This window comes from Streptomyces sp. NPDC018833 (genome assembly GCF_044390825.1).
In the GTDB taxonomy this organism is placed as follows: domain Bacteria; phylum Actinomycetota; class Actinomycetes; order Streptomycetales; family Streptomycetaceae; genus Streptomyces.
The window spans coordinates 60,677-76,424 of the sequence record NZ_JBIRZM010000002.1 but is presented as its reverse complement, the minus strand read 5'-3'; the positions used below and the strand labels follow the sequence as shown (position 1 = coordinate 76,424).

The following is a 15,748-nucleotide window of genomic DNA, read 5'->3' as shown; positions in this document are numbered from 1 at the left end:
CTTCGACTGGCTGTCGCCCGAGCATGGCCGCAGGACCCACATCCGGTCGTCCGGCGGACACAGACACTTCGCACTGCCGCCGATGCCGCATCCGGGTCCCACGGACGTCGCAGGTGGCGCGTAGGTACTGCGTGTGCGGTAGCCGGCCGCTCGTCCACGAGGGGGACTCGCCCGCGGCGGCAGCCAGTTAGGGTGCGCGCATGAGTGCAGGTGAGTCCGGTGTCCGGGCCCGTCTCGGAGACTGGGTCATCGCTGTCGGCGTGGCGGCGGCGCTGCTGGTTACCGGGCTGTCCGGGCAGCGTTCCGCCATGAACCTCGACTTGCTCGGGCACGCGTTGCTGACGGCCGGCGGCATGGCGCTTGCCGTGCGCCGCCGGGCTCCGGTTGCCGTCCTGGCCGTCACCGGGCTGTGCGCGGCGGGGTACCAGGCAATCGGTTTCGATGTGCCTGCTGTCGCGTACCTGTTCGCGGTGTACGCAGCCGTGCGGGCGGGACACCGTACCGCCACGGTGGCGGCGAGTGTGGCCATGCTGGCCGTGCTCCCGCTCGCGGCCCTGGCCTCGGGCCTGCACGACACGGGCGAGGCGTTTGCGCAGGCCCGAGGCGCCTTGGAGCTGGCGTGGCTGATCGCGGCCGGCGCCGCAGGCGAGGCGCTGCGGCAGGCCGAGCGGCGGGCGGACGAGGCCGAGCGCACCCGGGAGGAGACCGCGCGGCGCCGCGCAGACGAGGAGCGGCTGCACATCGCGCGGGAGCTGCACGATTCGCTCACGCACCAGATCTCGGTCATCAAGGTGCAGGCTGAAGTCGCCGTCCACGTGGCGCGCAAGCGTGGCGAACCGGTGCCGGAGGCCCTGCTGGCGATCCAGGAGGCCGGTCGTGAGGCGAGCCGGGAGCTGCGCGCGACCCTGGAGGCACTGCGCGACGACGACACAGCCCCGCCGCGTGGACTCGACGACGTCCCGGAACTGGTGGAACGAGCGAGTAAGGCCGGTCTGGAGGCGACGCTGACGATCGAGGGACGGCGGCACGACGTGCCGGCCGCGGTGGGCCGGACCGTCTACCGGATTGTTCAGGAGTCGCTGACCAACATCGCCCGCCACGCGGACGCCGCCACGGCGTCGGTCCGGATCGACTGCCGTCCGGACGCCCTCGCCATACGCGTCGATGACGACGGCAAGGCCAATCCAATCACCGCGCCGGCACCCGGCGTCGGGCTGCTGGGGATGCGCGAACGCGTCACCGCCCTCGGCGGCCGACTGCGGGCGGAACCGCGCGGCGAGGGCGGCTTCACCGTCCAGGCCGAACTCCCTGTGGAACAGACGTCATGATCCGTGTCCTGCTGGTCGACGACCAGCCGCTCATTCGCAGCGGATTCCGCGCGCTTCTCGATCTCGAAGACGACATCGAGGTGGTGGCCGAGGCCGCCGACGGCAGCGAGGGCCTGGAGCTTGCCAGAGAGCATCTGCCCGACGTCGCGCTCGTCGACATCCAGATGCCGGTCGTCGACGGAATCGAGTTGACTCGGCGCATCGCCGCAGACCCGGATCTGAGCGGAGTGCACGTCGTCATCCTGACCAACTACGGCTTGGACGAATACGTCTTCAACGCGCTGCGCGCCGGCGCCGCCGGATTCCTCGTCAAGGACATCGTGCCCGAAGACTTCCTGCACGCCGTACGCGTCGCCGCGCGCGGCGACGCCCTGCTCGCACCCTCGATCACCCGCAAGCTGATCAACCGGTACGTCTCCCAGCCGCTCCCCGCCGACACCGGCACGGGGCTGGAGGAGCTGACCAGCCGCGAACGCGAAGCCGTCGTGCTGGTTGCGCAGGGCCTGTCCAACGACGAGGTCGCGGGGCGTCTGGTGATCAGCCCGCTGACCGCGAAAACCCACATCAACCGGGCCATGGCCAAGCTCCGTGCCCGTGACCGGGCCCAACTCGTGGTGCTTGCCTACGAATCCGGCCTGGTAGCCCCACGCAGTCTCGACATCGACGGTCCGGGTGCACCTGTGCCTCATGTGCCAACCTGATCGAGGGCGTTGTAGGGCGGGAGGTCAGGTGGTTCACCCCTCAAGACGGTCCTGGTGTCCAGGATGTGATTTCCCGGGCGTATCGGCTCGGCATGAAGTGGACGCCGGGAACGAAGTAGCCAGGTGGAATCACCGCGATGGGCATTCGCCGGTCACCAGGCAGCGTCTTGAGGCGGTTCCGGCATCCATGCGTCCTGGATGGCGTGGTGGAGGTCCAGGAAGTGATTCCTGCCGGCCAGCTGATGGTCATCAATCGGGCAGCGGTCCCGGTAGGCGGCGAGGAAGCGCTGTTCCACCGTCGTGGCCGCTTCGGGGGTTTGGTGGGAAGTCAGGAACAGCTGCCAGCTGACGATGTCGTGGAGCAGCGGACCATAGCTGGGGGTGCCCCAGTCGATCAGTGCCAGTTCGGTCGAGTTCGCATCCACGAGGATCTCCGGTGCGGGGTCGCCATAGAGCACGCCGTCGCTCAGTCGCGTGTGGGCGCGGAAGTCGGTGATGGCCGCCAATGCCCTGCCCAGGGCAGTGCCGCGGGGGCCGCTGAGGCGGTCGGCCTCGGCTGTGTAGAAGTCCAGCAAGTGTCCTGCCGGTTGTGGCACATCAGGATGTGTCGCCAGAGCGTGGTGGACGCGTCCGAGCAGGTCCCCGGCCTGCTCCGGAGCCGTCTTCCCGGCCAGGTCCAGCGGTGCGCCCGGGACGAACTCATGCAGGGCCAGTGTCCAGGGCCGACGCCCCAGGCGGCCGACGGATCTGCACAGTCGGCCGTCGGCGGCAGGGATCGGCGCCCCGGTGGGGATGCCGGCGCGGTCGAGGACGGCGGCGATCTCCAGACCCGGCTCGACGACTGCGGGGTGATCGAAGGTCAGCTTCGCGACATAGGGCCCGATGTCGGTGTCCAGCCTCCACACCCGGGAGCGGTCTCCGAGGTCGGTCATTTCGCGCCCGATGCGGGCGCCCGGAAGGCGCCACGGGGCGAGCAGGTCCAGCACGCGCCGGCCCCGAGCGTGGCTCATGAAAGTTCGTCCGGACTCGGTCACTTTGTCGCTCGTCATCGATACATCGTCCCTGATCGGGTGCTACACCGAACGTCCTGCAGTCCCGCTGGCGGGCGGGTCTGCGCCTGGCCGGCCCGGCTGTCTCAAGTGGTCTGCATGGCCGGCTGGCGCTGTTGCGCTGGTTCTATTCTCCGCCCGGCTCAGGCGCCAGTTTCGACATCACGGTCGGCGGTAGCGACGGGTTGGCGGCCGCCGCTTCCACCACTCGCCAGTCGTCGTCGGCGAGCAGTTCGACTAGGACGGTCGGCGGCAGGGCCGGGTGCGCGGCGGCTATGGGCCGCGCCCGCCTGTCCGCCAAGCAGGCGAGCAGCGCCGGGCCCGTCGCATTGCGGTGTCGGGCGACCTCGCGGAACGCCTTCTGCACCGGCGGTACGTGCCCGGTCAGGTCCTCCAGCAGCGCCGGCGGCGCGTCGGGGTTGCCCGCCACCTTGGCGACGACCCGCACCCCGTGCCGCTCGACCATGGAGCGCAGCTGAGCCTCCGACAGACCCGGGTGCCCGGCGATGGACCTGACCACCCTTGCGTCAGGGTCGGCGGCCAGCGCGTCACGGATCTCGGCCGGCAGATCGCGTCGTTCGGCCAGGAGCATCCTCGCAGCCGGATTCGACCATTTGGCCAGCTCCTCGACCTCTGTGGGAGAAGCGGCGGCAATCCGCGGTAGCAGGCTCGGCCCGATCTTGACAGCGCCGGCCAGGCTGGAGAGCACGTCGAACGGCACGCGGGGGTGGTGCGCGAGCGTGCGCTGCACGTCGTGGCCACCGTCGGTGGCCAGCGAGCGGATGAGGGCTTCGCCGATCGCCGGATTCCCGGCGAGGTCTGCCCGGACACCGGGAACGGGGTCATCGGCGAGCCGTCCCCACACCTCCGGCGGCAGGTCCGGGCGGGCAGCGAGTAGGCGGCGCAACGGAGTTGAGGGGTGGTCGACGAATCGCACGACGGCTTCAACAGGCGTGGACGGGTTCTGCAGCGCCAGCTCCACCATCTCGAGGACGGTGGACTCGTGAGAGCCCGCACACGAGGCACCGGACCGCAGATCGCAGTCGAGTCGCGGACACTGCGGATCGTGTACGAATGGCGTCTCCTCGCCGTCGCAGACCAGGCACCGCTCTGCAGGAGGCAGCCCCTCGCCGCTGATCAGCATCGCAAGCACGTCCGGTGGCGTCGCCTCGTTGGCCGCCACCGCGCGGCGGACCTCGGCATGCGGATGCTGCGCAAGCCGGGCGGCCATGTCCGGCGTCGTCCACGCCGCGAGCTCCGCGACGACCCGCACGTCCGAGTCGGCGGCGAGCGTCTCCACCACATCGGGCGGAAGTCCGGGGCAGGCGGCCAGCTTCTCGCGGCGCTCGGCATCCGGATCCGACGCGAAGAGCCGTGCCCACTCCAGGTCCCCGGAACGCTCGTCGAGCAAGGCGAGCGCGGCATGCGGCCGCGCCGTGGGGTCGACGTCGGCGGTGGTCAGCAGGCCCTCGTACGCAAGCCCCACAGCGACCTCCTCAACCCGCGAGGCCAGGGCAACCGCCTGCGCATGGCTGAGGTCCGCGCGACCGGCGAGGCCCTCGGCAATGTCCGCGTCCGCGACCGAGATCAGACGGTCGACCAATTCGGAGGGGAGGGCCGCATTGGCGGCGAGCCCGCACAGTACATGGTTCACAGGGAGCATCCTGCCGGGACCGTGGTCGAACGGGCGATGTATTTCGGCCTCGACATCTTCCCGGCGGCCGCCGTCACGTCCTGAACGCTTCACTTGGCGAAACGCGCCAAGTGCAGTGCTCAGTCACATGGTGACCGAGTGCCGTGGGTGGCCCGTCCGGCCAGGTACACGCTCCATCACCGTCGAGCGGGAGCGCGGCCTGACTGAGCGCTCGGGTGGACACCGCGGTGGCGTCAGTGCCCTCCGCAGCTCGCCGCACGAGCGACGTCCGCGACTGCCCGATGGTTGTTGAGCGACCTCTGCGTGACGCCAAGACACCAGGCTCAAGTGGTTCAGAGAAGGCTCATACCGTATAGAGCTGGGAGGTCGGCTGGCGGTGCCGTCGGCCGATGGAGTCTGAGACGTCGAACGAGTGCCCGCTTCATGGGGCTGGGGCGAGTGCCCAGAGCCTGGTGGGGCGTCGACTCGCGGAGGTCGTCGCGTCGTGGCACGTATATGGCAGTGATGAACCCGCGGGCCCGGTCGGGTCCGTTGTGAGAGCTGGGATGGGGACCGCCGCCTTACCCTGATGCGGTGATCTCGATGTGGCTGGTGTGATCACGGCATTGGCAGGCTCCGGTTGTCACCGAGATCGCCAGCGTGTGCCCGGCGTCTGCCGTCGGGCTGCCGGAGTCCATTGCGGGCCTCCGGCAACCCGAACGCAGGCGGGTCCGATGGGTCACGACCTCTGGGGAGCGCCGTCCACGCTTCGGGTGACGTCGGTCCAGGCATCGACTTCGCGCACGCGTGCGGCGAGGGCGTCGCGAATGCCGTCTTCCGCTGCGCGTCCCAGCGTCAGGCGCAGGGGCGGCTGCTTGGCGTCGACGGCGGTGATGACGGCCGCGGCGACCTGGGCGGGATCGATGAACGCTTCAGGTGACAGTTCACCGAGCGAGCTGTGCACGGCGCGCACGGTTCGGTCGTAGTCGGGGTTGGGTTCGGTGAAGACGAGGTGGGACAGGAAGCCGGTCCCCATGTAGCCCGGCTCGATCAGGGTGACCTTGACGTCCAGGGGGGCGAGCTCGGCGGCCAGGGCGTCGGAGAATCCTTCGAGGGCGTACTTGCTGGCGGCGAGCAGGCCGACGCCCGGATGCGCCGACTGCCCGTAGAGCGAGGATCCCTGGAGGATGTGGCCCGATCGCTGCTCTCGCAGGACGGGCAGCGTCGCGCGTAGCACGTTCAGCGGGCCGAAGACGTTGGTGTCGAAGATGGCCCTGGCCTGTGCGTCGGTCGCCTCCTCGACGGCGCCGAAAAGTCCGTATCCCGCGATATTGGCGACCACGTCGATGCGGCCGAAGGCGGCGAGGGTCTGCTCGACGGCGCGGTGTGCCGCATTTTCGTCTCGGACGTCGAGTTCGAGCGCGGTGGCCTGGCCGGGGTAGCGGTCGACGAGGTCGGCGACCGACTCCGCCCGGCGGGCAGTGGCCGCGACGCGGTCGCCGCGGTCGAGGGCGCTGATCGCCAGTGCGCGACCGAGGCCCTGAGAGGAGCCGGTGATGAACCAGGTGCGGGCAGTGTTCGAGGTGTCGCTGTCGTTCGTCATGGTTATGACCATAAGCACTTAGCTCATAACTAGCAAGCGTGTTGGGCTCCGGATGTCTATGCCCATCAGCAATGACGCCTCTCTCGCCTCCGGTATAGTGGGCTTCATGGCCATGGATGCGAGCCGGACGACACTCAGCCCTTCGGCAGCGGCTGAGGTCGTACTCACCTTCGTCAACACCCGTGCGATCGACGGCACGCGTGAGGAACTCCTCGACGGTGCCGCCTTTTCACGGTGGTTGCGGCAGGAGGATCTGATCGACTCCGGATCGCTGGTCACCGATGCCGATGCCGCCGCCGCACGTGAGCTGAGGGACGCCCTGGTCCTCGTGCTGCTCGCCCACGCGGGCGAACAGGACGGCCAGGGACGAACCGGAGCCGAGGAGTATCTGCGCCGCAGTGCGGAGCTGTATCCCCTCGCTCCTGTCATCACGGCTTCCGGCGTACACCTCGCGCCCACCCAGAGCGGGGTACCGGGCGCGCTCGCAAAGATGCTCGCCGCAGCGTCCGAAGTAGCCCTGCGCGGCTCCTGGATGCGACTCAAGGCATGCCGAAACCCGCCGTGCCACCTCGGGTTCTACGACCGTACGCGCAACTCCTCCGCGGCTTACTGCAGTCCGAACCGATGCGGAGCCCAGGTCGCCATGCGCACCTACCGCAGCCGCAAGGCGAAGGAAGAAGGCCGGTAGCGGGCACATCGGGTGCTCAGCCCTCCCGAACTCCCGGGCGGTAATTCCCGGACACCCGGGCCATGACGGTTGCCCGACCACGGAATTTCCCTCGACGGACCGCCGCGCGGCTCAGTCGGTCGGCAGTACCTCCCGGGCGCTGTCGGCGCCGTCCAGGAGCTGCTGCGCGGCCTGCTCCAGGCCTTCGTCCTGCGGTGGCAGCCCGCCCGGGCCGCTCGTGAGCGACGTACTCGGCGCGGCGGTGTCCCGGAAACCGACGCGGCCGCGCCACCCGCGTACCGCTCCCCAGCTGTGCGCGCGGGGACCTTCCGAGAACACGAACCGGCTCCTGCGGCAGTACCTCGCCGGGGGTGACGACCTGCGCCGGTCCCCGTCCCGCTGCCGCCCCCGCGCCGCGGCCGAGGCGCTCGCCAACCGGACCCGGCGGCCCGTCACCGCGTACCGATCGGCGCAGTGCGCGGAGACGGGCAAGTTCGACAGCTCCCCCCGGGCGGCGGTACCTGGGTGCCCCAATCCCCGTACCAGCTCAGAGCGTTCAATGTCTGGGAGCGCTGAACGCGGGTACCCGCCGTCGGAGCCCGATTCGACGACTCAGGGAGTGATGATGGCGGGCTTCGGACACACCACGCGCAGGAGCCCCCGTTCACGTGGCCGGACGTGGTCACGGAGCGGGCCGGATCGCGCGGCACTCGGAATCATCGGGCTGATCTGTGCGATCGCGGGATTCTTCGTGCTGGGGATCGTCCTCGGCCCGATCGCGATCGCCTGCGGCTGGCTCGGCATGGGCCGCCGCTGGAACGGCGCCCAGCCCGTCCCGGCACTCGTCGCCGTCGTGCTCGGTGGCATTGACACCCTGCTCGCGGTCATCCGGCTGGCGGGAGCCACGGTTCCCGGCGGCGGGATGTGGTGACCGTCAGCCGCGCACCGGCGGCTTGTCGGCCCGCACGGCGCGGGTTCCTCAGCCCGCGCTTCGGGTTCCTCGGGGGAAACCGACCGGGGTGGGCTTGCGCCCGCCCCGGTTTCCCACAGCGCGGCAACCTGCTCGTGCAGCGCTCGCATCTCCGCCGTCAGCGCCTCCAGGAGAACCGGCTGGCGTGCGCCGGCGCACCCGTGAGCGGATCCTCCTGCTGTCCGGCGAGCCACTTACCGTCCGCCCAGTTCACCCAGCGACCGTTCGGCGACGCGCAGATGCCGGTGGCCCGGCTCCAGGATGCGGCGGGCGTCAGCAGTGATCCGCACCAGAGCCTCGGCGGCCTCGTCCGGCCGCCCCGCCATCGCGAGTGTCGGTCGTCCTGGCTGCCCCTTCTCAGCGGCGGGTGGGTCGCCCATCTGATTCCGGAAGGGCCCGGACGGCGGCCGTCCTACGCGCTGTGGCGTCGCCTGAACCCGAACCGTCCGCCGACCCTGCCGGCCGCGCTTTCGCGGGTGCTCGTCGTCCACGGCGATGTCCGGGTCCTCCCGCCGGCAATGGTCTTGCTGACAGGGCGAACGCCGTCTCCACCAGGGCGATGTGGCTGAACGCCTTCGGCGCGTTGCCGAGTTGACGGCCGGTGTCCGGGTCCCACTGCTCGGCGAGCAGACCGACGTCGTTGCGGATGGCGAGGACGCGCTCGAAGGCCTCCCTGGCCTGCTGCGGATGCCCGGTGGCGGCGAGGCCGTCGGCGTACCACAGGGAGCACGACACGAACGCACCCTCGGCGCCGCGCATGCCGTCCACACCGTGCACGTCGCGGCCGTCGGACTCGTACCGCCGCACGAACCCCCCGTGGTTCAGTCGACGCATCGCCCGCACCGTGCCGCGTACCCGCTCGTCCCGGGCAGGCAGGAAGCCGAGCCTGGGGATCAGCAGTGCCGAGGCGTCCAGGGTCGATGAGCCGTAGGACTGCACGAACGATCTCCTCTGCGCATCCCAGCCCTCACGGCAGACCTCCCGGTGTACGTCCTCGCGCATGGCGCGCCATTCTCCCAAGGATCCGTTTCTCCCGAGCAATTCCCCCATGCGCACGGCCCGGTCGGCGGCCACCCACGCCATGACCTTGGAGTGCACGAACTGTCGTCGTGGCCCCCTCACTTGCCACAGTCCCTGGTCCGGCTCGTGCCAGTGCCGCCGGAGGTGGCCCATGAGCGCTTCGATGAGGCTCCACACATGAGCCGGCATGGGGATCCCGGCCCGCAGGCACAGCCAGAGCGTGTCCAGAACCTCGCCGTACATGTCCAACTGGTATTGGCTCACGGCTGAGTTGCCGAACCGGACCGGCCGTGATCCCTCGTAGCCGGGCAGCCACGGCGCCTCGGTCTCCGGCAGGAGCCGCTGTCCTCCGACGCCGTACACGGTCTGCAGATCGGCGGTGGCGCCCGCGATGGCCCGCACCAGCCAGTCCAGCCATGCCCTCGCCTCCTCCCGGTAGCCGCTGCGCAGCAGGCAGGACAGTGCCAGAGTGGAGTCGCAGAGCCAGCAGTACCGGTAGTCCCAATTGCGTTCGCCGCCGATGCACCCCGGCAGCGAGGTGGTCGGCGCGGCGACGATGCCACCCGTGGGCGCGTAGGTGAGCGCCTTGATGGTGATGAGGGAACGCACCACCGCATCCCGCCATGGCCCCTGGTAGCGGCACTGGGTGCTCCAGCGCCGCCAGTAGTCCCTCGTCTCCTTCAGCGCTGTCTCCGCCGGAACGCACAGCGGTGCAGGCGGCTCCGGCCGGTGCGACGGCGACCACACCAGCGTCAGGGACAGTCGCTGGCCGGCTGCGACGGTGAACTCCAGGACCGTGGAGTCCTGGTTGTGGAGCGCCGGCACGGACCCGTCGGCGTGCAGCCATACGGCGTCCGGCCCGGCGACCGCCACCGTGCCGGATTCTGCGACCCGAATCCACGGCACGACACGGCCCTGGTGGAAACGCAGCCGTAGTTCGCTGCGCATGTCCACCGAACCCGACAGGCCCTCGACCATGCGGACGACGCCCGGCTGCTGGGTGCGCGGCGGCATGAAGTCCGTGACCCGCACCGCGCCGGTTCCGGTTTCCCACTCCGTTTCCAGGACCAGGGTGTCTGGTTGGTACGCCCGACGAGTACAGGAAAGGCAGGCGGCGGGAGCCACCCGCCAGAATCCATTGTTCTCCGTGCCCAGCAGAGCGGCCAGACAGGCCGGTGAGTCGAAACGGGGCAGGCAGAGCCAGTCAAGGGACCCGTTTCTGCCGACCATGGCGGCGGTTTCCAGGTCACTGATGAGAGCGTAATCCTCGATGAGTGTGCTCATGATCGATACCTAGGTCCTGGCGCGGTGCACCTGGTCGTGGGCGGCCTTCGGCCTGTCGGCGAGTCCGCATCGTGAGGATGCGGGTGTCGGTCATAACGCGCTCCGCGCTGCGCTTCCGTCGCCGCGGGCACCGGCTGCGCCGCGAACCCCACGACCCGCCAGTGCCGTATATTTACGATGTATACTTACATTTTGTACCCAAGCGTGCGTAGAGTCAATACAGGCGGACCCCGCTCGGGGCCGATCACCTGGAGGCGAGGCATGGCCAAGGACAGGGCGGAGTCAGGAGGAACGGCCGGGGACACCGCGGCGGCTCCGGCACGCAGGGCCGGCGACCGTGGTCGCTACGGCCGGCTGAGCCGGGAGCGCCTGCTGGCCACCGCGCTTGAGCTGGTTGACCGGGAAGGCCTCTCGGCGCTGAGCATGCGTCGGCTGGGCGCCGAGCTCGACGTGGAGGCAATGGCTCTCTACCGGTACGCCGCCGGCAAGGACGCCCTCCTGGACGGCCTGGTCGAAGCCGTGTACGTCGAACTCGAGGAGCGTCTGGCCGCCGGGTCCGAGGTGCCCGCCTGGCGTGCCGAACTCGCCCGGATCGCGGAGGCCACGTACGACGTCTGCCTGACCCACCCCCACGTGGTGCCGCTGCTCTCGACCCGCATGCTGGCCGTCCCGCTGGCCCGCCGGCCCCTCGCGGTCCTGAGGCACCATGAGCGCGTGCTCGCGCTGCTGCGGGGGGCAGGGCTCGACGAGGCCCGTTCCGCAGCGGTCTTCCGTGCCTTCACCGGCTGGGTCCTCGGCTACGTCTCCGTGGAACTGCAGGCCATGGTGGACAACCCGGAGGAATCCGAGCCCGCGTTCCGCCTCGGTCTGCACCGGATGCCACCGCAGGAACTTCCCACACTCCGGGAGACGGCCGCCGTCCTCGCCGAACGGAGTGGCCCCGATGCCCTGACCGCCGGGCTGGACGCGCTGCTCGGAGCTTTCGGCAAGACGGAGTGAGAAGCCCCCTGCACAGCGAAGAAGACCCCTCGCCACGATGCCGCGCCATCCGGTGAGCCCGTGCTCGTTCTGTAGAAAACAGCGGACGCTGAGTGTCATGCCGTGTCTGTCTCGCGCCGACAAGTCCGACGCCTCCGGCTGCTGGGACTCGGGGATGACGCTGAGAAGAGGGCGAACCGGTACCGGATGGCGGGCGTGGCCCGGTGGCGATGACGAACTCGTCGCCGATGCCGCGGCTGCGTAGCCAGCGGCCAAGCGATTCAGTCGGGGGGCGCAAGCCGGCGGATGGCCGTCAGAGAGCGGCGTCCTTGTGCGCGCACGCGCCCGGATCACGGAGAACAGTTGAAGAGCCACGGCAGTACCGGTGAAGAGGAGCCGGCGGATGCAGTCAGCGCAATCCTGTCGGCTGGGCGAGGCGGCGGGCGGGCAGGGTGGCTGTGGGCATGGGCGGGCTGTCGCGCGCCGCGGGACGGAGGTGCCGCACGTACTGCTCTCGCGGTACGAGAACGCCGCCCAGACCGCGGACGTGCGGGCTGTCCCACTGCGCGTCGAGCAGCACGCCGCCGGCCTGTGCGAAGCGGGCCGCGAGGTCGGTCACCGCGACCTTCGAGGCGCCGGAACGGCGGAAGAACATCGAATCCATGCTGAAGACCGATCCGACCCGGAGGCCGAAGACACCGCCGATCAGGTTGCCGTCCTCCCACACCTCGACGCTGTGAGCATGACCGAGATCGTGCAGGCGGACCAAGCTTGCGATGAGCTCTTCGGTGAGCCACTGGGGGCTGCGGTCAGCGCGGCATTCGCGGACGACCCGCTCGAACCGCCGGTCCAGGCTGGTCGACCACGGCAGCCTGTTGCGCAGCCGGCGGGCGAGGCTCCGGCTGAGGTGCATGGCCGAGACGGGCAGCACCGGCCTGGGGTCGGGCGACCACCAGGAGACGGCGTAGGGATCGGCCGATTCCTCGCCCACGAGCTGGATGCGCCCCTCCTGGACCTGATCGGCGAAGACCACCTCATTGAGGGTCCGGGTGTACTCGTCGGTTGCCGGGAACGGGTAGACCCCGGCGCGGTACGCCGCCAGGAGACTGTCGGGACTGAGATCGGCGCAGAAGGCCACCGGACCGTCGGGGGCGGCTTGCAGCACGTCCAACGCATCCCAGCCGGGGCATCGGCTCACCACCGTGCCGCTCCCTGGCCCCGGGTCCTCACCGGCCAGACGTAGCCCACCTGCTGCAGGAAGTCGATGTGGCGGTCCATCATCTCCGCGTCCACCGGCGGAACGTCGATCCCGGCGTCCATCAGCGCCCGTTCCGCGTTGGTGCGGGTGAAGTTCGGGAAGACGCCCTGGAAGTACATCTCGCTCACGGTGATGTCGGCACGGTGGCACCGGTCGACGAAGAGTGGGACGAACGGGGTGATCGGGTCGGTGGGGTGCCCGGCCGCGTACTTCACCAGAGCAGCGATCCACTCGACGTACGGGATCTCCTGGACCGGGTATCCCCGCAGGCGCATGCGCTCGGCGAGCGAACCAAGCAGCGCGGAACGTGGGTTGGTCAGGTGGTAGACCTCGCCACGAGCGGGACGGCGGGTGGAGATGTGTCCGAGTGCGCGGGCGAGGTAGTCGGCCGACAGGAAATCCAGCAGCAGCCGGACGTCAGGACACAGCCCGGTCCGTGCGATGAAGCCCATGAGGGCGCACATCTCGCTGCCGGTGTTCATCACGCCGGTTCCACTGTTGCCCGTGATGTCCATCAAACGGTAGACGGCAACCGGCAGGCCCGCGTCGGACGCCTTCTTCAGCAGTGCCTCGGCGACCCACTTGGTCTCCACATATCCCACCGACAGATACTCGGGGAAGCGCAGCGGCGTGCTCTCTGTCACCTGGCGCACCCCGGCGGGCCCGAATCCGGCGAGCACCGCCATGCTGGAGATGAAGTGGAGTGGGACGGCCCTTCGGGCGGCCAGGCGGATGATCTCGTATGTTCCGTCGACGTTGGCCGCGCGCAACTCGTGGTACGGGTAGATGAAGTTGACCTGGCCGCCGAAGTGGTAGACGGCGTCGATGGTCGATGCCAGCTCCTCGAACCGGTGGGGAGGCAGCCCCAGGCCGGGCTTGGCAAGGTCACCGACGACCGGCTGGACGCGCTCGCTGGACAGATCGCTCAGGACGTACCGCTGGTGACTCGCGCGGATCCGCTCCATGCCGTGCCGGTCGTCGGCGGCCCTGACAAGGCAGAGGATCCGTCCCGTCGTCCTGCGCAGCAGCTCGTCGATCATGTGCGCGCCGCAGAATCCCGTCGCCCCGGTGAGGAGGACGTCGCCAGGGTGCCGGGGGTCCGGAGTCGGAGCGTCGCGGCCTATTGCCGGAAGGCGGCGATCGGACTCGGCGGCGAAGTCGACGCTGCCGCCGTCCGGGTGGGCCAGCGTGCCGGCACGTGCCCGGCGCACGGACTCGGCGAACGCGGCGAGCGTCGGACCCAGCAGCAGCGACCGGGTCAGCTCGCGGATCTGCGTGACGCCGATGCCGAATATGATGCGGGTCCGGGCGAGCATCTCCATGGCCAGCAGCGAGTTGCCACCCAGCTCGAAGAAGTCGTCGTGCGGGCGAACGTAATCCACATCCAGGATCTGGCCCCACAACTGGGCCATCCCGTGCAGCACCGGACGGTCGTCGGCGCCGGCTGTCGTCGCCGCGGTCCTGGGTTCCGGCGCGGCCCTGCGGTCGAGCTTCCCGCTGGGCGTGACGGGCAGCCGGTCCACCTCGTGGAAGGCTGCCGGGATCATATAACCCGGCAGGATCTCGGCGAGCGCCGACCGCAGCCGTGAGCGCAGCGCCGTCCCGTTGCCGGTCGTCGGCGCGGCCGGCGTGTAGTACGCGATGAGGTCCCGCTCGCCGTTGTCGCGTGTCCGACCTACAACCATCGCCTGGCCGACCTCCGGGTGGGAGACGAGCGCGGCCTCGATCTCCGCGGGGTCGACCCGGAACCCGCGGATCTTCATCTGGTCGTCGACCCTGCCCAGGACTTCCAGGTTGCCGTCTGAGCGTCGGCGGCCCAGATCCCCGGTGCGATACATCCGGTCCCCCGGCCCGGAGCCGTGCGGGTCGGGGAGGAACTGCTGTGCGGTCAGGGCGGGTTGCCGCCAGATACCGCGCGCCAGCCCCGGGCCGCCGATGCAGATCTCGCCGCGTTCGCCCGGCGGTACCGGGCAGAGTCCGGCGTCGACCACATGGACGCGATTTCCCTCCAGTGGCCTGCCGACCGGGGCGACGGCGGTCTCCGGCGCGACGAGCACTTCCTCGTCCAGGTCGCAGAGCGTGGAGGTGATGGTGGTCTCGGTGAGCCCGTAGGCGTTGACGAGCCGCGCGCCGGGCATCCGGCGCAGAATGGCGCGGCAGTCCTTCGCGGTGACGATCTCGCCGCCGACGATGACGAGCCTCAGCGACGCGAGGATCTCGCCGCGGTCCGCGACGGAGACGATCCGCTGCCAGTAGGCGGGCGTCAGGTCGGCGACGGTGATCCCGTGCTCCGGGAGGCGGCGCAGCAGGTCGGTGGGCGCCCACGGCCGCGTTCCTGCGAGGACGAGCGTCGCGCCGCTGATCAGCGTCGCGAAGATCTGCTCCAGTGAGGTGTCGAAGCCGAGTGCAGCGGCGTGCAGTACCCGGTCGCCGGGCTTCAGTTCGTACGCCCGGGCCACCGCGGTGAGGGAGTGGGCCAATGACCGATGGGTGATCATCACACCCTTGGGGGGCCCGGTGGATCCGGAGGTGTAGATCACGTAGGCGAGGTCGTCCGGCCGGGGGCCGCGTGCCGGCCGCGGTCCCCGCACCGGCGCTTGCGTGTCCGGTTCCCCGGCGTCGACGATCCGCGCCTCGCTCCCGGCGAACATCGGGGCGTGCTCGCGGCTCGAGACGATGATGCGGGAGCCGGTCTCCGCGATCAGTCCCACCATCCGTTGCCGCGGAGTGGCCGGGTCGAGGGGCAGGAACGCGCCGCCGGAGTTCAGCACCCCCAACAGCGCAACCACCAGCTCGGGAACGCGGTCGAGGCACACGGTGACGACGGACTCTGCGTCGACGCCCGACTCCCGCAGCCTTTGGGCAAGTCGGTCGGCGCGGTCGGTCAGCTCGGCGTAGCTGAGCTGACCCTCGTCCGAGAGCACCGCGAGAGCGGACGGCTCACGCCGCGACCGCTCCCGGAGCAGCTCGGGCACGGTGTCTGGTCCGGATCCCGGGGAGCGCTGCTCGGCGCGGGCGCTTGCGGGCCGCATGTCGGTCCACAGGCGGTCGACCACGCTCTCGCACCATGCCGCGGACGCCGGTCCGCCGATTCGACGCCATCCGGCGGGCATCCGGCGATCGGCGGGCCAGATCGCATACTGCTCCTCGTCGTTGCGCAGCACGACGCACAGTGCAACCGACTCACCCGGCGGGTGATCACGTTCCGTCACCTTGGGTCTCCTGCCTCGCGCGGCGTCCTGCGGAGCGTGACCTGC

General features: G+C 70.1%; 13 protein-coding genes and 1 pseudogene. 6 read left to right on the top strand and 8 right to left on the bottom strand.

Features of this window, described 5'->3' with window-relative positions:
* Nucleotides 1-200 precede the first annotated feature (200 nt).
* Entirely contained in the window at nt 201-1,328 is a 1,128-nt protein-coding gene (locus ACH5AF_RS04265) for a sensor histidine kinase (protein ID WP_398899860.1), read from the top strand.
* The gene (locus ACH5AF_RS04260; protein WP_398899859.1) at nt 1,325-2,029 is read left to right on the top strand and encodes a response regulator; all 705 of its coding nucleotides are present in this window, start codon (nt 1,325-1,327) and stop codon (nt 2,027-2,029) included. The genes ACH5AF_RS04265 and ACH5AF_RS04260 overlap by 4 nt, the downstream gene beginning before the upstream one ends.
* 152 nt (nt 2,030-2,181) lie before the next feature.
* Here ACH5AF_RS04260 and ACH5AF_RS04255 read toward each other — a convergent pair whose 3' ends face one another.
* The 3 genes from ACH5AF_RS04255 to ACH5AF_RS04245 form a co-directional block, all read right to left on the bottom strand.
* Nucleotides 2,182-3,078, bottom strand: coding sequence for a phosphotransferase enzyme family protein (locus ACH5AF_RS04255; protein WP_398899858.1), 897 nt, complete (start codon nt 3,076-3,078; stop codon nt 2,182-2,184).
* Nucleotides 3,079-3,205: 127 nt separating this feature from the next.
* On the bottom strand, nt 3,206-4,732 hold the full coding sequence (locus tag ACH5AF_RS04250; protein ID WP_398899857.1) for a hypothetical protein: 1,527 nt from the start codon (nt 4,730-4,732) through the stop codon (nt 3,206-3,208).
* Between the two features lie 718 nt (nt 4,733-5,450).
* Nucleotides 5,451-6,314: an SDR family NAD(P)-dependent oxidoreductase gene (locus tag ACH5AF_RS04245; RefSeq protein ID WP_398899856.1), complete on the bottom strand. Its 864-nt coding sequence runs from the start codon at nt 6,312-6,314 to the stop codon at nt 5,451-5,453.
* A gap of 106 nt (nt 6,315-6,420) precedes the next feature.
* Between ACH5AF_RS04245 and ACH5AF_RS04240 the strand changes: the two genes are divergently transcribed.
* Nucleotides 6,421-7,002, top strand: coding sequence for a CGNR zinc finger domain-containing protein (locus tag ACH5AF_RS04240; protein ID WP_398899855.1), 582 nt, complete (start codon nt 6,421-6,423; stop codon nt 7,000-7,002).
* Nucleotides 7,003-7,113: 111 nt separating this feature from the next.
* On the opposite strand, the gene ACH5AF_RS04235 is transcribed toward ACH5AF_RS04240, so the two are convergent.
* Nucleotides 7,114-7,320, bottom strand: a complete 207-nt coding sequence (locus ACH5AF_RS04235; RefSeq protein WP_398900469.1) for a hypothetical protein — start codon at nt 7,318-7,320, stop codon at nt 7,114-7,116.
* Between ACH5AF_RS04235 and ACH5AF_RS04230 the strand changes: the two are divergent.
* Nucleotides 7,220-7,557 (top strand): annotated as a pseudogene (locus tag ACH5AF_RS04230) (hypothetical protein). The gene ACH5AF_RS04235 and the pseudogene ACH5AF_RS04230 overlap by 101 nt on opposite strands.
* A 46-nt stretch (nt 7,558-7,603) precedes the next feature.
* Nucleotides 7,604-7,912 carry a small hydrophobic protein gene (locus tag ACH5AF_RS04225; RefSeq protein ID WP_398899854.1) on the top strand — a complete coding sequence of 103 codons (309 nt, stop codon included), beginning with the start codon at nt 7,604-7,606 and terminating at the stop codon, nt 7,910-7,912.
* A 233-nt stretch (nt 7,913-8,145) separates the two neighbouring features.
* Here the strand turns inward: ACH5AF_RS04225 and ACH5AF_RS04220 are convergent, their stop codons facing one another.
* A complete protein-coding gene (locus ACH5AF_RS04220) occupies nt 8,146-8,331 on the bottom strand; it encodes a hypothetical protein (protein WP_398899853.1) in 186 nt (61 codons plus the stop codon).
* Nucleotides 8,309-10,255 (bottom strand): glycoside hydrolase family 15 protein, encoded by a 1,947-nt coding sequence (locus ACH5AF_RS04215; protein ID WP_398899852.1) that lies wholly within the window; start codon nt 10,253-10,255, stop codon nt 8,309-8,311. Before ACH5AF_RS04215 ends, ACH5AF_RS04220 begins: the two co-directional genes overlap by 23 nt.
* Before the next feature lie 261 nt (nt 10,256-10,516).
* Here ACH5AF_RS04215 and ACH5AF_RS04210 point away from each other — a divergent pair, with 261 nt between their 5' ends.
* Nucleotides 10,517-11,254 (top strand): TetR/AcrR family transcriptional regulator, encoded by a 738-nt coding sequence (locus ACH5AF_RS04210; RefSeq protein ID WP_398899851.1) that lies wholly within the window; start codon nt 10,517-10,519, stop codon nt 11,252-11,254.
* A gap of 388 nt (nt 11,255-11,642) precedes the next feature.
* On the opposite strand, the gene ACH5AF_RS04205 is transcribed toward ACH5AF_RS04210, so the two are convergent.
* Nucleotides 11,643-12,431 (bottom strand): leucyl/phenylalanyl-tRNA--protein transferase, encoded by a 789-nt coding sequence (locus ACH5AF_RS04205; RefSeq protein ID WP_398899850.1) that lies wholly within the window; start codon nt 12,429-12,431, stop codon nt 11,643-11,645.
* Nucleotides 12,428-15,703, bottom strand: a complete 3,276-nt coding sequence (locus ACH5AF_RS04200) for an amino acid adenylation domain-containing protein (RefSeq protein ID WP_398899849.1) — start codon at nt 15,701-15,703, stop codon at nt 12,428-12,430. Before ACH5AF_RS04200 ends, ACH5AF_RS04205 begins: the two co-directional genes overlap by 4 nt.
* Nucleotides 15,704-15,748: the final 45 nt, after the last annotated feature.

What these genes read in the sequence shown, in the direction of transcription:
- ACH5AF_RS04265 (WP_398899860.1), top strand. Translation starts at nt 201, where the DNA reads ATGAGTGCAGGTGAGTCCGGTGTCCGGGCCCGTCTCGGAGACTGGGTC.
- ACH5AF_RS04260 (WP_398899859.1), top strand. Translation starts at nt 1,325, where the DNA reads ATGATCCGTGTCCTGCTGGTCGACGACCAGCCGCTCATTCGCAGCGGA.
- ACH5AF_RS04255 (WP_398899858.1), bottom strand. Translation starts at nt 3,078, where the DNA reads ATGACGAGCGACAAAGTGACCGAGTCCGGACGAACTTTCATGAGCCAC.
- ACH5AF_RS04245 (WP_398899856.1), bottom strand. Translation starts at nt 6,314, where the DNA reads ATGACGAACGACAGCGACACCTCGAACACTGCCCGCACCTGGTTCATC.
- ACH5AF_RS04240 (WP_398899855.1), top strand. Translation starts at nt 6,421, where the DNA reads ATGGCCATGGATGCGAGCCGGACGACACTCAGCCCTTCGGCAGCGGCT.
- ACH5AF_RS04225 (WP_398899854.1), top strand. Translation starts at nt 7,604, where the DNA reads ATGATGGCGGGCTTCGGACACACCACGCGCAGGAGCCCCCGTTCACGT.
- ACH5AF_RS04220 (WP_398899853.1), bottom strand. Translation starts at nt 8,331, where the DNA reads ATGGGCGACCCACCCGCCGCTGAGAAGGGGCAGCCAGGACGACCGACA.
- ACH5AF_RS04215 (WP_398899852.1), bottom strand. Translation starts at nt 10,255, where the DNA reads ATGAGCACACTCATCGAGGATTACGCTCTCATCAGTGACCTGGAAACC.
- ACH5AF_RS04210 (WP_398899851.1), top strand. Translation starts at nt 10,517, where the DNA reads ATGGCCAAGGACAGGGCGGAGTCAGGAGGAACGGCCGGGGACACCGCG.